This window comes from Nostoc sp., from assembly GCF_036917635.1.
Taxonomy (GTDB): Bacteria; Cyanobacteriota; Cyanobacteriia; order Cyanobacteriales; family Nostocaceae; genus Nostoc.
This window is the reverse complement of sequence record NZ_JBALCW010000035.1, coordinates 62,483-82,451: the sequence shown is the minus strand read 5'-3', so window position 1 is coordinate 82,451 and position 19,969 is coordinate 62,483. Positions and strand designations below refer to the sequence as shown.

Below are 19,969 nucleotides of genomic sequence, written 5' to 3'. Positions count from 1 at the left end.
CATGAAAATGCCTGAATTCCTTTATGAACTGGAACTTAGGCTCTGTAAGACATAATTCCTCCTCGCAAGGTCAAAATCAGCGAACGTACAGTAATGATACTCTAGTGGGTAGTTACGACGCGGACACGATTAACGGTCTTGCAGGCAACGATACCATTACAGGTAACCAGGGCGACGACACCCTGACTGGTGGGGGCGGTAACGATCAATTTGTTTACAACTACTATATCAGCGGCACTGATACTATCACTGATTTCGCTGGCGTCGGTAAAGTAACAAACCCGACAGCAGGAGTCATTGCGGAAGCGGACACCCTAAATTTTCAGAGCGATGACTTGTTTACTGCCCGAAATCTGTTGCTAACCCAGAATGGCAGCAATCTGGAAATCACCTTTGAAGACTTTGAAGCATTTCCTGATGCGCCTGGTACCAAAGTCATCCTGCAAAACTTCAAATTAGAAAACTTGCAAAATCTGAAAGCAACTGGTGCAAAACCAGCTGTTGGCAATATCCTGTTTAATGGCGAAACTAGCATCACCGACAGCTTTCATGTCTTTGATGCCAACTCCACAGATACTAGCGTGGGCATCAAGAATACCGTGACCTTCCTTAATGACCTCGATAACAACATTACGGGTTTAGATGATTCAGATGATGTCATTAATGGTCAGGGCGGTAATGACAAAATCGACGGCAAAAGTGGCAACGACTTGCTGCGAGGTGGTACAGGCAATGATACTCTCATTGGTGGTGCTGGGGATGATCAATTGAATGTTAACAATTCACAAGGCAATAACCTACTCTCTGGTGGCAATGGAAATGATAATCTACTTGCCTCTGGTGATTACAGCGCGTACCGAGGCTCAATTTCATTTGGCAATCCAATCATAGGCAATAACACCCTCAACGGTGGCGCTGGTAATGATAACTTGAATGCTAATTATTCAACAGGCAATAACACACTCATTGGTGATGCTGGTGATGATGGATTGAATGCTGGTTATTCAACAGGTAATAATCTGCTCTCTGGTGGCGCTGGTAACGATGGACTTACCGTTACTGGGTTATTCGATTACAGTGGAATTTTTGACAGATATTATGGCTCTGGCAATAACACCCTTAACGGTGGCGCTGGTAATGATGGATTGGATGCTAGTTATACAACAGGCAATAACACTCTTAACGGTGGTGGTGGTAATGATCGCTTGGATGTTGGCAATGCAGAAGGCAATAATCTGCTCTCTGGGGGCAATGGCGATGACTCTTTCTATGTAGGCATCCGATCTAACTATAACGGCGATGGAAGCAACCCATATACTGACCCTTCTTCTTTAGTGACTCAAACAGTAGATGGAGGTATTGGTGATGATTTGTTGTCTGGCGATTACACCTTTGCTAACGGAGGAATCACAACAACATTCAATGCTACTACTAACATTAGCTCAATTACGGCCGGCACGAGTGGAGTTAGTTACAAAAATATCGAACAATTAAATATCATAGGTACACGATACGATGACTTGATTGTGGGGAGCAATGGCAACGATACGCTCTTTGGGGGCTATGGTGGCAACGATACGATAGATGGCGGTAAGGGTGACGATTTGTTGTCCGTCGATTACAGTGATGCTACCAAAGGAATCACAACGAGTTTCAATGCCACTACTAACATTGGATCAATTACGGACGGCACGAATCGGGTTAGTTACAAGAATATTGAACAATTAAATATCACAGGTACACGATACGATGACTTGATTGTGGGGAGCAATGGCAATGATACGCTTTCCACGGGCGGCTTCTATGGTAGCGGTGGCAATGATACGATAGATGGCGGTAAGGGTGACGATTTGTTGTCCACCGATTACAGGGATGCTACCAAAGGAATCACAACGAGTTTCAATGCCACTAGTAACATTGGCTCAATTACGAGCGGCACGAATCAAGTTAGTTACAAGAATATCGAACAATTAAATATCATAGGTACACGATACGATGACTTGATTGTGGGGAGCAATGGTAACGATACCTTGTCGGGACAGGATGGCAATGATAGCCTAATTGGAGGATCTGGTACTGACACCTTTGCTTTCAATAGTTTCAATGGAGGTGTTGATTATCTTGATGACTTCAGCGCGACTAATGAACTAATTCAGGTGTCGGCTATTGGTTTTGGTGACGGATTTTCACTAAATACACTTGAGACAAGTCAGTTTACCATTGGAACATCTGCAACCACTAACCAAGAGCGATTTATCTACAACACTGCTACAGGTGGACTGTTCTTTGACCAAGATGGCAGTGCGTCTGGGTTTACTCAGGTACAATTTGCACAATTATCTGCTGGATTGTCACTAAGCGAAAACAATTTTGTGGTTGTTTAATCTTTATTAGCGCTTTGCTATCCAAGCGATATCGTTTGCGAGGTGCTAAAAATAGCATCTCGCAAATGATAGTCCTCAATGCAAGTCATTTTGGTGAGCGATCGCAATTCTTGTACAAGACTTTGAGCGTAGCTTATTCGTTCAGTGCTATTGGAAGCCATCAAAAAATATTTGCAACAACTCCAAGAAAAAAAACTAACCAAAGGCGGGCTTTTTGGCCCACCCCACAAGATTGGATAATTTATTTGTTGGAAGTCCCTAAGCCAGGTTTACCTGAAGTTATAGCATTAGCTTCTTTGTTGTATGGCTGCACTGCTAGAGTCAGGTTTGCGTTTGAGTGCTGCAAATAAAGTTACAACAGCACCCAACGACAAAATAGCAAAGCCTGAAGTTGGTTCAGGTACAGCGACAGATGAGACTGGCGTCAACAGGAAGGCGTGTAATTCACCATTAACTGCACCACGGCCGACAATTTGTCCATTATTATTAATCGCAGATGCTGCTGTCAAGGTAAAGCCAGGGTCTGAACCAGGAGCAATCAGGTTATTTAAGTCGTACAGAGTGTTATCACTATAAAGAAAAGCCCGCAAACCATTGCCATCTGGTGCATAAAAGTCACTCTTACTTCCAGAAAACCCGACTACTTGACCCAAATTATTGATCCCCAGACTAACACTGAACAAATCTGTAGGACTTAACCTACCGAGGTCTTGGAGTCCGGTGCTGGAACTGTAAAGAAAAGCACTACCATCATCTACTCCAGTGATTCCAGAACTACCAACTACTTGTCCTAAGTCATTAATATCATTTGCTACGCTGTACCCGTCACCCGGCAAAGTTCCCAAATTAGTAGTTTGGCCGTTTTCGTAGAGAAAAGCTTTGCTTGAATTGAGAATACCTACTACTTGTCCCAAATTATTTAAACCGTAGGCAACACTACCAGCAGTTCCTATGCTGGTTGCTATACCATTACTGTATAAAAAAGGCCCAAGTGCGGTCGCTCCCCCTACTACTTGGGTGCGATCGTTAATAGCATAAGGAACAGCGTTTTGGATAGCGAGGGGTTGGGTGATGCCATTGCTGTATAGGAAAGGATTATTTCTAAAGTTATTACCAACCGAATTACCAACTACTTGCCCCAAGTTATTGATACCACTTACTGCAAGTTGATTATCGCCAGGTAGGGGACTAATTTTTTTAAGCGAACCGTTGCTGTAAAAAAAAGAACCCTTCAAAGAATTAATTGCCACCTCACCTGAGTTATTAATATCTGTAGCGTAACTGTAGGTTTCTCCTGTCAGACTGCCTAAGTCAGTAACTGAGTATAGAGATGCCGCTAATGCCGACTTGGAGGCAGTAAGACTGATTGCGGTCAAAGTTATTGCTGTTAAACAAGATTTCCACTTAACTAAAAGCATGTGACTTTTCCATGATTTTTTATTCCCCTACCAAATTACCACTCAACAGTAGGGTGGTAAGCTGCTGTATGTGGGTAGTCGCTAAATACGGGAGCATCCCGTCAGGTGCAAAAACCTTGATAGCCCTCATCCCCTAACCCCGAATTCCATGTTTGGGAGAGGGGGAACTAAAATTATCTCTCCCCTCTCCCATCAGATGGGAGAGGGGCTGGGGGTGAGGTAAAAGATTTAAGTAAGCCAAAATTGGGATGCTCCCCTAAATACGCCATCAACTCCTAAGCTGAATCCCCAGATGATTATTTGGATTGAGCCGAAGCTCGCGTGCCTCAAAAATGATATTGGTAAATTTTTGGGGTAACAGTTGGACGCAAAAAAAGCAGTAGGCCGTCGTGTGAAACTTGTTAGGAATCGCATTACCGCCAAAGGAGCAAGAATGTTATTCAGAGAACTGGTAAAAATTCACTTATTGAGTGATTCTCCAAATTAAATTGTTAAAGTGAAGCTCACATAACTTCAGGAGTAGTCACAATGAATCAGATACAACTGACTTTAACTATTGTTTACCTGTTCATGACATGCTATTGTCTAAGGAATTGGTTAATATTTTCCCTACGTCATCCTACTTCCACTCCAGAAGATAAATTTTTATCGGTTGTGATGTTTTTGGTAACAACTATCTTCTGGCCTGTGATGATTCCGATGTCTTGTTTAGAAATGCTTCAAAAAAAGCAAATAGACTTTAATAAAATGGTTCCTGTTCTCTTAGCAATATTTGTATTTAGTATTTCATATTATTTGACTGAATAATTCACAATTAAATAGGTAGACGTAATTAAACATAAGAAAAAACCTCACCCTCAATCCCTCTCCGTGAGTTCGGAGAGGGAAGCCGGAGGCAGGGTGAGGTTTTATATTTAATTTGACCCACTTACTTAATCATCAAAAGTTGCATATATATAAAGAGAAGCCGGAGCTTTACAAGTCAACCCTCCGACTTCTTTATGTAACACACTACCTTTACTTCTTAGGCAGTCTATTTATTGAATTTGGAATTTTTTAACCAAGTTTAAGGGTTTAATTCCCCTGCAATACAGCCAGAACGTTTTGAGTCGGGGTCTGTCTTAGAAAGTTGCTCCTCTTGCGAAGACCCCAAGACCGCAATGCAGCGCTAAATACCTGTCACAAAACAAAATTTACGTAAAGCCTGCGGCAACGCTTGGCTTAACGCAAAGCTTGCCGGAGGCTCTACTATGGTTGGCAAAGGTTGCCGAGGTACGAACTTGTACTGAGCGACTCCTGCAAGCTTTGCCAAGCTTTGTCGAAGTATTACGAATTATTTAACGGCGTCTGCTCCCGAAACCACTTGAGCGCCGGGGTGCTGAACTACGCCCACTACCAAAACTGCTACCAGAATTACGTCTGGGTGAAGTGACTCTCCCAGAGGGTCGCAACGTACTACCACCAAAACCAGAACCAGAAGGACGGTTATTACCTATAGTGCTACGTGGTGTATTACGTATAGTTGAATTTCCCGGATATGACCTTCTAATTGTTCCTGTACTGCGGAATGCAGTGCGATTTGTCACGGCTGCGGGTGGCACATTATAGCGACTTTGGTAGCTTTGGACTGCTTGACCATAGCTCCCGCCATATCCACCAAAGCCACTTAATCCTCGGCCTGATTGATAGACAGGGGGTACATAATACTGGGGTCTAAACAACATACTACCAATTGCCTGACCAGCCAAGCTACCAGCCACAGACCCAGCAAATGGTGCCCAGAAGTTATTTTCTCGACGGACTACAACCGTCTCTTGTTGTCCTGTTTGAGGATTGGTTTTATTCTCAGTAACGTTGTGGACGTATTCAATTTTAAAGTCTTCCGTCAGATATAAAATCGGTTGGCCTTTTTCTACCTTCAGATAGGTTTTTTTACCCTGCTTGATTTCATCATCAGTTAACCGTGCCATTTGCAAATTTTCGGTTGCAAAGGTTGGGGGATTATTATTAAGTAAAAACAGGCTATACTCACCAGTCGAATCGTCATAAGTAGCTTGTTGTATTTGATACTCGCCGTCACTTATCTTCGTGTTACTAGAACTTTGACTAATGTTTTTAGCTGGAGGATTAGCTTGATTTCCACCACCACAAGCAACAGTTGTCATACACAAACTCAGAGCTAAAAAAACGGCTGTAAATTTACGTACTATGGTCATGATCATTGGATTATTGTCCTATCTCTGAGCTTAACAATTTATCGATGTGAGTAGTAAGTACGGACTACCCAACACATTATAAAGGAATCAATTCTGGGTAATATTGCAACAGTTGGTCGCTAGTGAGTTCATCGCCTAACTGTGCTGGCGAGAAATGCACTTGGATTGCTTTGAATCTATGTTTATAATGCAAATTTATCAATGCTTTCAAGCCCTCCTTAAGTGCTTGAACGTTAGAAAGATCAGTTTCTAACTGTGGTATTTCTCCTTCATAAGCTACTGTAATCATCACAATGACGTTGTGGGTTACAGGTATAGATAAAGGTTCATTCGATTTAGAGTCAGAACTGTAACTTGGTTCACTGAGATATCTTTGGGCAGAGTCAGTAAATAATTCATTCACGTAATCTCCTGCCTCGCCTTCATCAAAAAATACGTCACCTTCGTTGGCAGCAGAAAGCCAATATTCATCGTATTGCAGTAGGGTTTGGCTAATTTCTACCAATCCTTCTCCCAAAACTTCTAAATCACCATCGGCATCGATCGCATCTCGTCCAGCACTATTTAATACTCCCAAAATTGGTGCTACCTCGCCTCCCCCCAAGTGCAGAAATAGCCGAAAGACTACATAGCGAGTTCGACCGATCATTTTATTAAACGTATCGCGCATTCTTACCTCCAAATTTGATTTTTTACATTATTATAATGACCAATGACCAATGACTAATGACCAATATAGTGAAATCCTTTGACAAAATCTATAACTATATTTAATGAAGGCAATATATATTTTGTTGCTTCACTGGATATATCATCATCAGCTGAAGTATTGAGAGTAGAGCGATTAATAAATCTTTTTCCAAACTGGGGACTGTGATGGGCAATCAAAGTGTGGGCGCTGGAATTCGTTAAAATTATTTGGGTTGGTGCTTTACAAAAATTTAGCTTTGCAGCTATTTCGATATTTTTTTTCATCTGTTTAATTGTTGTAGCCTGACTCATGGCTTGCTCTAGAAGAATATTTAATTTTTTCACGATTTCGGGTGATTTTAGCAATTTTAAATTTTGGTTGGCAATAACTTCATTGTTAATCATTTCCACTATCCTGGAAATATTCTTTTGGGTAGATACCGCATCTATAAAGGGAAGAATCGCAATGTAAGCAGTGGGAAATAATGCTTCGTCGCTATCTAGATGAAATGTAAAAACAGTTCGACGGGGGCCACTTTCCATGTTTGGGGGTTGTTTCAGCCCCCGGTATTCCTGACCAATTTGATAATAAGCGCCAGCAAGAGCAAAATTTGCTTCGTGTTCTATGGCTGCATCAACAATAATTCGGATTGTTGGCGATGTTTCGTTAAAAAAATCTCGTGATTCTTCGGAATGGAACTTCTGGATAATGGAGCGATCGCCTGCGGGGCTAAGATCAACCCATTCACAAATCATGCCTTCGGTTTTTAAACCAAACCTGGAGGTGGCATAAAGTTTTGCCCCAGTTAATGTTGCTCCTGTTAAGTCAGCACCAATCCATTCTGCCCTGATTAATTTTGCCTGAGTTAAATCGGCGTGGATGAAAATTGTATTCGTTAAATTGGCATTGCTTAAATCTGCGCCAATTAAAGTAGCCCCGCTCAATTTTGCGCCGCTCAAATTTGCCCACCGGAGATTTGCGCCGCTCAAATCTGCCCACCGGAGGTTCGCCCCGCTGAAATCTGTTCCACTCAAGTTAGCAAGGCTGAGATTCGCTTGTCTGAGTTCAGCATCTCGCAAATTTGCGCCACTAATGTCAGAACGACTGAGATCGCTGGCATGTAAGTTAGCCATCTCTAAGTTGACTCCCGTCAAGGAAGCGCCTTTCAATACGGCCTCACTCAAGTTAGCGTAACGGAGATTCGCTTGGCGCAGTGTCGCCTCCCGCAAATCCGCACTGGTGAGATCAGCCTCCGACAGATCGGCGCGACTGAGATCAGCACGAATTAATTCGGCGCGGATCAATGAGGTTTTTTTTAGTTGAGCGCGGGACAAATCCGCTCGAATTAAATTAGCGACGTTGAGACTGGCGTTATTTAAGATGGCGCTAGATAAATTTGCGCCACTCAGTCTTGCTACATTCAGCAAGGCATTGCTCAAATTAGCTTCACTCAGATTCGCGCCGCTCAGGTTGACTATACTCAAATTAGCATCGCTAAGATTGACGCCACTGAGTTTAGCCCCACTCAGGTTAGCTTCGGCGAGGTCAACACCATTAAAGTTTAAGACTCCTGCCGCGTATTGTTCCAGTAATTCATCTACAGTCATCGATGCTACCCCTTGGATGCCAACTTTAATAGTTGGTATCATAAAAAACGGAATGTCAAAATCAAAAATGAATATTGGGATTTTAGGACTGGGACTGATAGGCGGATCTTTGGGTTTTGATTTGCGATCGCTTGGACATCATATCTTAGGAGTCAGTCGTCGTGAATCCACTTGTCAAAAGGCAGTTGCTCTCGGCAGTGTTAATCAAGCATCCGTTGATCTGAGCCTATTGGCAGCCACAGAGATTGTATTTATTTGTACACCTCTAGCGCTTATTGTGCCCCAATTTAAGGAAATGATCGCTCATTTGTCTGCTTCTTGCGTTGTAACTGATGTGGGTTCGGCGAAAGCCCAGATAGTCAAGGCCATTTCTCCCTTTTGGGATAATTTTATCGGTGGTCATCCAATGGCGGGAAGGACAGATAGTGGGATAGAAGCTGCACAGCGAGATTTATTTGTTGATAAACCTTATGTACTAACACCGATAGCTACTACGCCAACTAGTGCAATTACGGTTGTGGAGGAAATTGTGCGATCGCTTGGGGCTAAAATCTACTATTGTCAACCAGAGCAACATGACTGCGCTGTGAGTTGGATTTCTCATTTACCTGTAATGGTTAGTTCCTCCTTGATTGCTGCTTGTTTGAGTGAAACTGACCCCGATGTTTTAGAATTAGCCCAAAAGTTAGCTAGTTCAGGTTTTCGGGATACCAGCCGCGTCGGTGGTGGGAATCCAGAGTTGGGTGTGATGATGGCACGGTATAATCGTCAAGCATTGCTGCGATCGCTGCAACAGTATCGTCACAATCTCGATGAGCTGACTAACTTAATTGAGCAAGAAAATTGGGCAGTTTTAGAACAAAAGTTGAAATCAACAGGAAAGGCACGATCTGATTTTGTTGATTAGTTTTAGGGTGCGTTACATTATTTACAACTTATTTACAACGCACCCAATACTGCCTAGGTTTTGCCTAAAAAAGCACGTATACTCACCAAACCGATGTACTATACAGGTAAATTTACAAAAATAAACAATGGTAGAACGCCCAATCAAGAAATCGGAACGTCAGTCCCAAGGAAGCACTGACAACAATTCCGAAAATACGGATTCTATACCTCCTATTGAATCCAACCCCAAAAGCTCAAAACCGAGCCGTAATCGCTCGTCTGAGAAGGAGAAAAAAGCATCCTACTATGGGGAAGAAAACAGGCAGCAGGGAAATCCTGCCCTAGCACGCGGTCCCAAACCCGTTAAACCTCCAGTCAAAGTCCAAACAGAAGAACTTGAAACCGAATCGGAACCTACTTCTGAGGAGTCTCAAGAATAATATTACAAGTGCTGCATGTGATGTGGGAGGCTATCAGCGTATGAAGACTGATTCTAGCTTGAAGGCAGTCATTATACCCCACATCACCATTAGGTTATTTTTATGTTGAATGCTTTTAGATTAAACTTTACTATTGGTGGATAAAGTCAATCAATTTCTGTAACTAGCCATTGCCACTCAGTGACTACAGTGTTAGGTATGTTGAGAAGCAATTGCCGTCCAGTAGAGAGTGGCACATAAAGTTTGAGTGCATCAGTTGTTGGCAGTTTAGGCAAAATATCAGTTAAGTTATATTCGCCCACATTAGGGACGAGCGCAGTTAGTGCGTATGCATCCGATGCATTCAGCAATCTTCCTGCTGCTGTCTCAATCAATAATGCTTGGGGGTGAGCAATTTCAACGACACCCAAAAAAGCAACCAAGCGCAATCGTAAGTCTTTTACCGGACTGTTGTAATTCTCTTTGAATAGTAGCACTTGCCAAGCATATCCTTTTTCATCTTTGATAGATACTTGTGAGTGGTAGCGTAAGACACCAGGAGAATCATGGTGTTGACGCAGCAATGCTTGTGCTGACTGCATACTCGATCCACATCCAGTTAATGCTAAAAACACAACTAGGGCGCAACACCAAAAATATTGTTGGAATTTTCGCTTCATGTGATACATTTTACAGCCAAATTCATGAGTCAAGCCGGGGAGGCTTTGCCAACCTGTCATATCAAATCCGTTTGTATAGGAATTATTGCTCTTTCCTCTCCCTCTGCGCCCGCAGCGGTTTTTTAATCATTCAGATGCTACCGGATTTGATATCAGACCAGACGACAAACGTTTTTTGGTTTCAGCGTGCGGGTAGTGAGTTCTAGTGCTGCGATATATGCTGGGATAAAAAGCGATGTCTACGATAGGCTATTTGGCGTCGCACAATTTGGCTAATGTTAATTAGTGATAGATTAGCAAGTTTAGATGGTCTGTGCATTTTGGGCTTTATTGGTCAACTACAGACTAGCATTTCTCTTGGTTACGAGTGTGATGCGTAAAGCCCCCCTTTTATAAAGGGGGGATATAAGCGAACGGCTGAATTCATTCAGCCATGATGAGGATCATTGATGTACTCCAAAACTCTTTGAGTACTAATTTTCCCAGTCGTGTCAAACATATAACCGACTTTCCGCACTTCATCGTGTAATATGCGTAGATTTCCCATAGGTGGAAAAAAATGGTTAAATCAACAACATAAATCGCCAATGGTATTCAATATTAATACTTAATAATTTGAACATTATTAGGAATTTTTATTGAAAAGATAGATAATACATTTTGAAGTGCGGAATGTGGGATATAAGAGTGCGTCCAGAGACAAATGCGGCTAAGAATATTCAAGCAGTTGGGGCATCGACTGTTGAGTTAGGTGATGTAAGTCGGGCAGTGCCTGCAATTGCTGTTTGAGCTTAAGAATTCCCCGAATAGACAAACCGGGGAGTACGTCAAGGTTATACTGCCATTATTGCTGCCTTCATTGGTCAGTTAAATCCACTGGGTATTATTTTAGGGAACTCCAAAAAATAAATTATCCAATTTCTGAACTTGACTACGACTTTCCCTCCCCCTGTTCCCCCGGTTACTTGGACTGCGCTCACTAACGTGGGGAACAAGGGAGGCATGGGGAGAGTAACTCTTGACTAATGACTAATGACCAATGACTAATATTTAAGGAGATTTAATGTGTCTAATCAGAAATTGTCGCTGTTTCTAAAGGTAGTAACTATTATATTGGCTGTTGGTGTAAGTAGTGTAGGTATCAGTCTGCTTGTAGGCACAACTAGAGACCAACTGTTGGGAATTCAAAAGCCAAAAGGCCAGACTGCTAAAACGAGTTTAGATAGGGCAATGGGTGCATCTGCTCAGTCTATCACCCCAGCCACAGTTCAGATGAATAAAGTGCCAAAGGCTTTTGAGGGAACAATCGTTTATCAAGGGAAACTAAAAGCAAATGAGAAAGTCATCGCCCTGACTTTTGATGATGGACCTAGCCCCAAAAATACGGCGCAGATTTTAGAAATTTTGAAGAAAAATAATATCAAGGCGACATTCTTCATGGTTGGGGAAATGGTGAAATATTTTCCTCAAGTTGCCAAGCTAGTGGCTGCTGATGGTCATGTAATTGGCAATCATACATGGCATCATTGGTATTTTCAAATGGATGGAGCCACTGCATCTAGTGAAATTGATCGCACAGCAGACATTATCTACAAGACGACAGGAGAGAAAACGACTCTATTTCGTCCCCCCGGCGGCTTTCTAAATAATGGACTAGCTCAATACGCCAAAAAAGAGAAGTACGCTGTGATGATGTGGTCAGAAGAGTCGGGAGACGCTGAACGTCATTCACCTCAAGTGCCAATGCTGGTCAAAAATGTGCTGAAAGAGGCAAAACCAGGTGCAATTGTATTGTTGCACGATGGGGGCGGTAATCGTTCCAAATCTGTCAAAGCTTTACCAGAGATGATCGCAGGTTTGAAGGCCCAAGGCTATCGATTTGTGACGATTCCTCAATTGCTGGAAATGCAAGCCAAAGAAGAAAGTGCGGTAACACCAGTATCATCTGTTACTACAATTCATGAACATCCAAATCATCCGTAATAGGCTATGGGTAGTTACGCCTCTAATTTTGGTGGCAGTAGTAGTCTGTCAATTCAACTTTGAGGATGTAGATAAATTCTTCAATTTCTCTTCTTTCCTTTTGCCTTTGCGCTCTTTGCGTCCTTTGCGGTTCGTAGTAAGCACAAAGCGTGCTTAAAAATCTAGGACTAAAGTCCTTTAATTACGGTTTGGACAAAGGTCAGCAGAAAAAACTTGTCTTCCTGTGTGTGCTCTGCGGTTTGCCATCATACATGCTTAACTTATACCAACAACTAAGTAAGTGAGCGCAACTACGAGCTAGTGATAATTATTTGCGCCCACTTACTTAATTAGTTTCCATAATAATAAACCGACTTTCCGCACTTCATCGTGTAATATGCGTAGATTTCCCATAGGTGGAAAAAAATGGTTAAATCAACAACATAAATCGCCAATGGTATTCAATATTAATACTTAATAATTTGAACATTATTAGGAATTTTTATTGAAAAGATAGATAATACATTTTGAAGTGCGGAATGTGGGATAAACATCTCAAAACTATAACCCCAGCATTACCGAGATATCCTCCCGCAGTTGTTTAATCTGTTTCAAATCCTTAGACATCTCCAGAAATTAAATATGCGTAATCTGAAACCCTTGTAGAGACGCGAAATTTCGCGTCTCTACATTCATTTTCGGAGATGTCTCTTACATACAATCTAAAAGATTTAATAAGGGACTTCCAACAAATAAATTACCCAATCTTGTGGGGTGGGCGTCACGAGAGACCTTGTATATGGGCGGGCTTTTCGGCCCACCCCACAAGAAATAGTTGAGTATTTTTTTATTTGGAAGTCCCTAATGCGACACCTCAAAGACTTGAGCCCTACAATCGCAAGCACACACGATTGTAGGGTTTTTTATAAGGGATTTTCTCCAATCTTGTCCGCCTTGGCTATGGGCGCTCGTGTCGCCCACCTTACAAGAAGTAAGTTGAGTATTTTTTTATTTGGAAGGACAAGACGATAAGCAGTCTTCTCTGGTATTTTAGCTAGCCGCAATGCATCGGCTTCTAAAATCTATTTTCATACTCAACTTGGAATTGATTTTCATCCCCTAAATTAGTTGAGCCTCGCATCAAAATTTCATCATTGAGTCGATAAAGGACGTTATAACGGAAAGACTGTTCTGTAGATAAAGGCCGTGATAAAGAGGCAGAGAAATTTCTATTGATGTCAAATACACCTTCTGCTGATAAATTTAGAACTGAAGCTGTCGTTGTTTCATTACTAGTGGTAGGGGTGGGAAATATCCGAAATTCGCTGAAACCAACAGCCTGCCCGATCGCAGTAATAGTTCCCTGCAAACCACCTAAAATAGTAGAGCTAGCGAAATTAGTCAGCCCTTGTCCTGCATCTGATTGACCAAAAGAATTCAAAATCGAGCCACCCAGTAAACCAACTATTTCTCCTTTACTACGGCTAGGTTCACTCGTCAGTTCTAGATTGTCGCCCAATTTACTAGCTGGGCCGTTAGCCCTAGCTTCAACGGTAACGGTACGTAAAGTTCCGAAGTTGCTAGCAGAAACATCACTGACTTCAGCAGACAATGGTGATTCCAAAATTTGACTGTTCCTTGCTGATGCTTCCGGTACAATGGCGGTAAGTCGGACATCCAAAGTAGGGTCAAGTCCAAGACTAGGAGTAAACCGCGCAGTTTGTTCGTAGCCTCGCGCCAAGGTAAACTCAGTCGAAAATATGCTGAGTCGTCCTCCTGTCAAACGAATCACTCCTTCGGGAAGCGGCTTGGCTAATGTACCATTAATCGTCAAGTCACCTTTGGCGTCAAACCTCAATATCGGCTGACTCAATGCGGCTCCTCCTGGTATAAAGTCGAGTGGTGACTGAGTGGTAACACGAATATTTTTGTCTAAATTTAACTTTAAATCTGCAAACTGTATAGGTAAATTGGCTGGAGTTACTGCACTAGCGTTAGCATCTGCTGTAGTCACTGGGCTAGCATTAGTCTCTGGTGTAGGTGTGAGATTAACTTTAACCTCTTCTGTATTTATGGTGTTAGTGTTAGCTTGAGTTGTAGCTGGTGATTTTTTCTTAGCAGTACTATTTCCAATGATTACCTGACCATCATTGAGGTGAATATCTCCACCAATTACAGGTTTTAGTGCTGTTCCGCGAATTACAACATCGCCGCCGACACCGCCTTGATACAGTCCTGGAAGCTTAAAATTGAGTTTGTCTGCTATTGATACTGTTAGGGGATTTGCTGGGGCTTGCTGAGGAGCAAAAATTGGCAGGATACCTGATGCAGTTATTTGCCCTTTATTGTAATTGCCTTGGATACCTTGGACATTCACAGTATTGCCATTAAATTGCGCTGTCCCTGTGACATTCGTTAGGGGTTCAGATAAGGCTTGAGCGCGAAAAGTTGCATTATTGAGTGTGGCATTTCCGTTAATAATTGGTTCGTTTAAAGTACCCTTAACGTTTAAATCTACTTGTCCTTGACCGTCTACCCAAGCGACTTGATTGTTGGTAAACACGTTTAACAGTGCCAATCCTTCATTGTTCACGCTGGCGTTGATGCTAATTTGATTGCTATCTGGTTGCACTTTGAGAAAAGGCAAAGGAGTAGGTACGCTACCTGTAATTGCAACTGGTTGGGTTCCTGTTACTAACAAAGTACTGTCAAAATTCAACCGAGCATTGTTGTAGTCAAAGTTCACCTGTCCTGTTTGCACAGGTTGCTTGTTGAGAGTCGCATTAGCCAGTGCCACTTTTCCTTGCGCTTTGGGATCTTGTAAACTACCTCCCAAGGTGGCATCAGCATTTACATTACCAGTGATATCTATGGGGTATTTTTCTATAAAAGGTTGTAAAAGCGATAGAGGTAGACTTGCTACGTTCAACTTTCCAGATAGTTGTTCAGTTCCTAACTGTCCGGTAAAAGCCACGAGTCCTTGATTTATCCCAACACTCAACGGCGAAAGTGTGACAACACCATCAGCAAAATTGCCTTGAGCTACGACTTGATTAATGGAGTATTCACCCCATTTCCAATTAGCACCTTGGAAATTAAAGCCAGCATTTAACCCAGATTTTAAGGAGCCATTAGCTGTAATTGCTCCACTCAAAACACCCGTTAATTCTGCAAGGGTGGGTAAAGATGCGGCTTTTTTGGTTTCTTGTTGCTGTTGTTTTGTTATCGATGTTTCAATATTAGAGAAATATGCTAGCTGTGTTTTCAAATCTGCATTGGGCAAACTGACAGGTTTGGTATCAAGTACCTCTGCTCCAGCCAACTTTGGAGGCTGTAACCCAGTATTAAGGTCTTTAAAATCAAAAATATTAAACGCTTGTAATAGTCTCTCAACTTTGGCTTGGTCAAAATTAGCTTGAAATTGAAATTGCGGGTCATTCCCTGTTTTTACATTTCCACTGAGGGCGATGTTGCTATCTGCAATCCGCAATTGACCATTAGTCAAGCTAGCATTACCATCAGCATAATTGATGCTGCCGCGAAATTCATCTGCTGCGACTCTGGCAACACGAGGCCCTACGATCGCAACGTCTCCCGCAATGGCATAATTATTCAGATTAACAACTAAATTCCCCGATAGTTGCCCCGCGAGAGGTTTCAATTGATTGTTGGGTAAAAAGCCGCCAACCAAAGCTATAGGAAACTGTTGAGCGTTGATGAGCAAGTTATCTCCCTCAGTTCTACCTGTGCTAACTGCGCCACCCCGCTTGACTAAAAATGAAGTCGGACGATAATCTGCACCGAAGTTAAGTGCAATTCTATCTTGCTTCCCGGCTAATCGCAGACTTGCGCCTTGTCCGCCTTGAAAATTCACGTTTCCAGTTAAAAGTCGGTCAAAGGCAAAGTTACTCACATTGAAATTTCGCAGGCGGATATTACCATTAGCTTGAGGGACATCTGGAGTACCTGTAACTTGCCCGTTAAAATCAAGTAACCCCGCTAATGCTATATCTCCAGGAACTTGAAAGCCTGTATTTTTTAAGTTGAAATTCTGCGCCAGTACATTTAAATTAAATCCGGCAATTTGGGGTGTGCCACTTGGTGGAGTTTGAATAGCGATCGCACCATTAGCACTCAATCCTGAGGTACTTGCCTTGGTAACGATAATCTGCTGTCCATTCCACTGAAATTGAGCCGTAAGCGGTTTTGCCAGCAGTGCTACCCCTTGGGAAAGGCGGATTTGTCCACCAGCGCGAATATCTGCAAGCTGAAAAGATTTTGTTGTACCTGCTAACTGAATATTGCTATTAAGTCGTCCTCGCAGTTGTGGTGAGAACCGATTGAGTTGAATTTGGGAAGCGTTGACAACTCCTTGCCAGCGACCAGCATCAAGGTTAATATTGCTGAGATTAACCGCACCTCCTGCTACATTCAGCCTTGCTTGCCCTGTTGCTTGAATGGTTGAGGGTTGGAAAGAAGCAGTGCTTCCTGACAAATTCAACGCCGCATTGCTTAAAACTCCCTGGAACTGGGGTGGTATCTGTCCAAAACGGCTCAATTGCAGCTGTTGGGCATTCACAGAAGCTTGCCAGCGTTGTTGTGCAAGTTGACCACTAGCTTTAATTGTTCCACCTGCGACGTTCAAAACCGCATCTGGAAAGACGATATTCTCTCCTTGTTTGGTAACAACAACTCGTCCGCTAGTGGGATAGGTAGCTTTCGGCGCTTGCACCCGCGCAACGGTTTGCAGATTGTTCAGTGTACCAGAAATATTGGCATTTGCTGATACATTCCCAATGGTGATGGAGGGTGAGGAGTTGTATGCTTTTGCGATCGCATCTCCTGGTATTTGTGCTTGGACATTCAACGCCACCCTACCTTGGGGTGCAAGCTGAAGTTGACCACTAGCTGTTACTTGCCCTCCCACCTCTGGATTTGCTTGAACGCTAGCAACATTTACGTTTAAGGGGCTACCTAGAGAGCCAGAAACTTTGGCGTTTGCAGATATACCACCAATATTAATCGGAGTTGAGATACCGTAACCTTGAGCGATCGCATTTCCCGGTAAACCTTGAGCTTGAATACCTAAAGCTACTTCACCTTGAGGTGCTAGTTGAACTTGACCACTGGCTGTAATTTTTCCTCCAGTTGGCGGCGTTACTTGAACACTGGAAACATCAAGTTTTAATGGTTGTTTGCCAAGTGAACCAGAAATTTTTGCATTTGCGGAAATATTGCCAACTGCGATCGGTAGAGCAACGCCGTAGCTTTGCGCTAGTATATCCCCGGATACACCATCAACTTGAGCATTAAATATTACGTTATCTTTGGCTCCGATATTAGCTTGACCGCCTCCTGTGATTTCACCACCTGCTGCGGGGACTATTTTCAGATTGGAGACAGCAATTTGAGATGCAGTTTGAGATACATTCAAGCGGAAGTCAGTATTGACGGCTGTGAAGAGAACGCGGTCAACTTGAATAGGTTTTGTATTGCTTACTGTACCGGTAACGACTGGTTGCTGTAGTGCGCCGCCTACTTTAATATTTGCTTGAACTTCGCCACTAGCTGGGACTGACGAATTTACATTCAGCGTGTCTAAGATATTTTTCGCACTAACAGGTTTTATTTGAGCAGAGAGATTAAAACCTGTTTGGGTATTAATTGTTCCATTAGCCACAAGAGGAACTTTGCCAAAGTTCGTATTCAGATTTTCTAAAGAAACTGTCTGACCTTGAAATAGAAATCTGCCATTAAAATTAGAAACTTGCTGAGGAATCTTGGGAATTTTAGCAGTGATTTGATTAGCTGTAGCTGTTCCTGTAACAGTTATTTCTGAGAGTTTTGGTGGAATCTCAACTCCTAAGTCAGCATCTATTCGCCCTGCTTGTAACGCAATTGGTAACTGAATTAATCGACTTATATCAGATGCTTGTAAATTTTGTGTTTGCAGTTTGAGGTTAGTTTGTTGAGATGCAGTTTGTGTCTCACCAGAGATTTTAACTGCGCCTCCCCTAGCGAGTTGACCATTGATGTCATAATCAATTCGTTGATTTTGAGCAAAAAATCGGGCAATACCACCAAATTGATTTAATATTACTGACCCTTTCGGTCTAGTTGGCCCAGAAGCTGGCGATAACTCTACATTCCCATCTTGAATTTGAAGTGTCTCTAACTCAGTTTGAATAGCACCTTTTCCTTCCGCAGCCTTGACTTGGGCTCTAACCCAACGACCATCTTGATCCTGTTGGATGTAAACATTGGGTTGAACTAACGTGACATTTAATTCTAATTTTCGGGCGAGGAGGAGTTGCAAAGGCGAGAACTGCACATCTAAGGCTTTTGCTACTACCTGATCTCGATCGGTGGAAGTTGCTGGTATTGATAGAGAGCTAAATCTTAGACTACTTAGCGAAAAACCTTCAACTTTCCCTACTTTTACTGGACGCCCAAGCAATTGTTCGAGATTTTGTTGTACTAATGGCGCTAAATCTTTATATATATAGCTTCTAGCCCACCAAGCACCGACGGCAATTCCAACCAGCAAAACGACACCAAAAGCCAAACTGGTACGTCCTAAGAGGAGGAGCCATAAACGACGATTAAATGGTTTGTGTTTATTTTCTGATTTTGGAGAGTGCGTCATTATCGTTACAGTACTTTTATCTGGAATAAGCCAAGAGACGGGCTAGTAGCAGTTGTATCAGCCAGTTGCAAGCTGTGGCTTTATAATATATTTCGAGTAACAATTTTTACCCAAAATTAGTTGTTCTCGCCTTTCAATTTGGAGATTTTATCTAGAGTATGGTACTTAATTAACACTTCGTCAATCTGAGCAGTAATTAGGTTAATTCTCTGCTTCACCTTTTGAAGGTCTACAATAATCCAAATAGCTGCCTGAGAAATCTTGTCTCCTTTTTGTTAGCCAAACTAGACGATTATATGTCTTTTCCCATAATATTTATCTTGCCATCAACTATCTTTTTGTATAAATAATTGATATCTTTAGATAGATTTTATTTGCTTAATACTATACATCAAAGTTTAGGTAGCAAATAATTGAATATTAAATTACTACATAAAAATTACTGTCAAAGAATTTTATTCAGTAATTCATCAAGTGAAATTTGATCCTCCGGCTGTGCTATTAGACATTAACACGCCAGAAATATATCAGGAATTGCATAATCTTGGGTAACAACAGACTAATAACAAGATTCCCGACTTCTTAGAGAAGCCGGGAATCAGAGGATTTAGATTACTTTTTCGCAAACCCAATCAATCATCAGTTGGATCATCGATCATTTCTGGTACTAAAGCTGGGTTGCTTTTACGTTCTTCTGGTGATTGCTCCCGAATAACATCGTCTATTCTTGCAGGGTGTTTGATTTTGTCCAGTACCTCTGGATCTAGTTGTGCCAGATCGCCTTCTGGACTAGACTTTTCAGCTTGACTAGGAACTGTTTCCTTATTCATCACAATTTGCCCGAACTTATACGCCAAGCTTAAGTTCTTTTGTAGTCAGCTTCACACTATCTGGAGACTTAATTTCACACGGTGGTGGGTAAGAAATGCTTACTACAAACCCATCAAAATTAATGACATAGACCATTAGACATCTCCGAAAAAGAATATAGAGACGCTTTCTTCGTAGCGGCACGAAGTGCAATTTTGCGTCTCTACAAGGGTTCTGGATAACGCATA

Annotated in this window: 11 protein-coding genes and 3 pseudogenes; 6 read left to right on the top strand and 8 right to left on the bottom strand. The window is 42.2% G+C overall.

Going from position 1 to position 19,969, the window contains the following annotated elements; translation table 11 throughout:
• Positions 1-83: 83 nt before the first annotated feature.
• Positions 84-2,384, top strand: a pseudogene (locus tag V7K32_RS09870) (beta strand repeat-containing protein); the annotation flags it as partial.
• A gap of 287 nt (positions 2,385-2,671) precedes the next feature.
• Here the strand turns inward: V7K32_RS09870 and V7K32_RS09865 are convergent.
• Entirely contained in the window at positions 2,672-3,802 is a 1,131-nt protein-coding gene (locus V7K32_RS09865) for a DUF3466 family protein (RefSeq protein ID WP_334992596.1), read from the bottom strand.
• Positions 3,803-4,330: 528 nt separating this feature from the next.
• On the opposite strand from V7K32_RS09865, the gene V7K32_RS09860 reads away from it, so the two are divergent.
• Positions 4,331-4,609 carry a hypothetical protein gene (locus V7K32_RS09860; RefSeq protein WP_334992594.1) on the top strand — a complete coding sequence of 93 codons (279 nt, stop codon included), beginning with the start codon at positions 4,331-4,333 and terminating at the stop codon, positions 4,607-4,609.
• A gap of 530 nt (positions 4,610-5,139) precedes the next feature.
• On the opposite strand, the gene V7K32_RS09855 is transcribed toward V7K32_RS09860, so the two are convergent.
• The 3 genes from V7K32_RS09855 to V7K32_RS09845 form a co-directional block, all read right to left on the bottom strand.
• A complete protein-coding gene (locus tag V7K32_RS09855; RefSeq protein ID WP_334992592.1) occupies positions 5,140-6,024 on the bottom strand; it encodes a hypothetical protein in 885 nt (294 codons plus the stop codon).
• A gap of 70 nt (positions 6,025-6,094) precedes the next feature.
• Positions 6,095-6,688, bottom strand: a complete 594-nt coding sequence (locus V7K32_RS09850) for a DUF1517 domain-containing protein (protein ID WP_334992590.1) — start codon at positions 6,686-6,688, stop codon at positions 6,095-6,097.
• A 53-nt stretch (positions 6,689-6,741) separates the two neighbouring features.
• Positions 6,742-8,316, bottom strand: a complete 1,575-nt coding sequence (locus tag V7K32_RS09845; RefSeq protein WP_334992604.1) for a pentapeptide repeat-containing protein — start codon at positions 8,314-8,316, stop codon at positions 6,742-6,744.
• 67 nt (positions 8,317-8,383) lie between these two features.
• Between V7K32_RS09845 and V7K32_RS09840 the strand changes: the two genes are divergently transcribed.
• Positions 8,384-9,223 (top strand): prephenate/arogenate dehydrogenase, encoded by an 840-nt coding sequence (locus V7K32_RS09840; RefSeq protein WP_334992602.1) that lies wholly within the window; start codon positions 8,384-8,386, stop codon positions 9,221-9,223.
• Positions 9,224-9,350: 127 nt separating this feature from the next.
• Positions 9,351-9,644 carry a hypothetical protein gene (locus V7K32_RS09835; RefSeq protein ID WP_334992588.1) on the top strand — a complete coding sequence of 98 codons (294 nt, stop codon included), beginning with the start codon at positions 9,351-9,353 and terminating at the stop codon, positions 9,642-9,644.
• A gap of 146 nt (positions 9,645-9,790) precedes the next feature.
• On the opposite strand, the gene V7K32_RS09830 is transcribed toward V7K32_RS09835, so the two are convergent.
• Both V7K32_RS09830 and V7K32_RS09825 read right to left on the bottom strand, forming a co-directional pair.
• Positions 9,791-10,363: a DUF3122 domain-containing protein gene (locus V7K32_RS09830; RefSeq protein WP_334992586.1), complete on the bottom strand. Its 573-nt coding sequence runs from the start codon at positions 10,361-10,363 to the stop codon at positions 9,791-9,793.
• A gap of 367 nt (positions 10,364-10,730) precedes the next feature.
• Positions 10,731-10,805: pseudogene (locus V7K32_RS09825) on the bottom strand (IS200/IS605 family transposase); the annotation flags it as partial.
• Between the two features lie 194 nt (positions 10,806-10,999).
• On the opposite strand from V7K32_RS09825, the pseudogene V7K32_RS28710 reads away from it, so the two are divergent.
• Positions 11,000-11,092: pseudogene (locus V7K32_RS28710) on the top strand (RNA-guided endonuclease InsQ/TnpB family protein); the annotation flags it as partial.
• 276 nt (positions 11,093-11,368) lie between these two features.
• Positions 11,369-12,286: a polysaccharide deacetylase family protein gene (locus tag V7K32_RS09820; RefSeq protein WP_334992584.1), complete on the top strand. Its 918-nt coding sequence runs from the start codon at positions 11,369-11,371 to the stop codon at positions 12,284-12,286.
• Between the two features lie 1,054 nt (positions 12,287-13,340).
• Here the strand turns inward: V7K32_RS09820 and V7K32_RS09815 are convergent.
• Complete coding sequence (locus V7K32_RS09815; RefSeq protein ID WP_334992582.1) at positions 13,341-18,911, bottom strand: translocation/assembly module TamB domain-containing protein; 5,571 nt, start codon at positions 18,909-18,911, stop codon at positions 13,341-13,343.
• 632 nt (positions 18,912-19,543) lie between these two features.
• Positions 19,544-19,741 carry a hypothetical protein gene (locus V7K32_RS09810; RefSeq protein WP_334992580.1) on the bottom strand — a complete coding sequence of 66 codons (198 nt, stop codon included), beginning with the start codon at positions 19,739-19,741 and terminating at the stop codon, positions 19,544-19,546.
• Between the last annotated feature and the right edge of the window lie 228 nt (positions 19,742-19,969).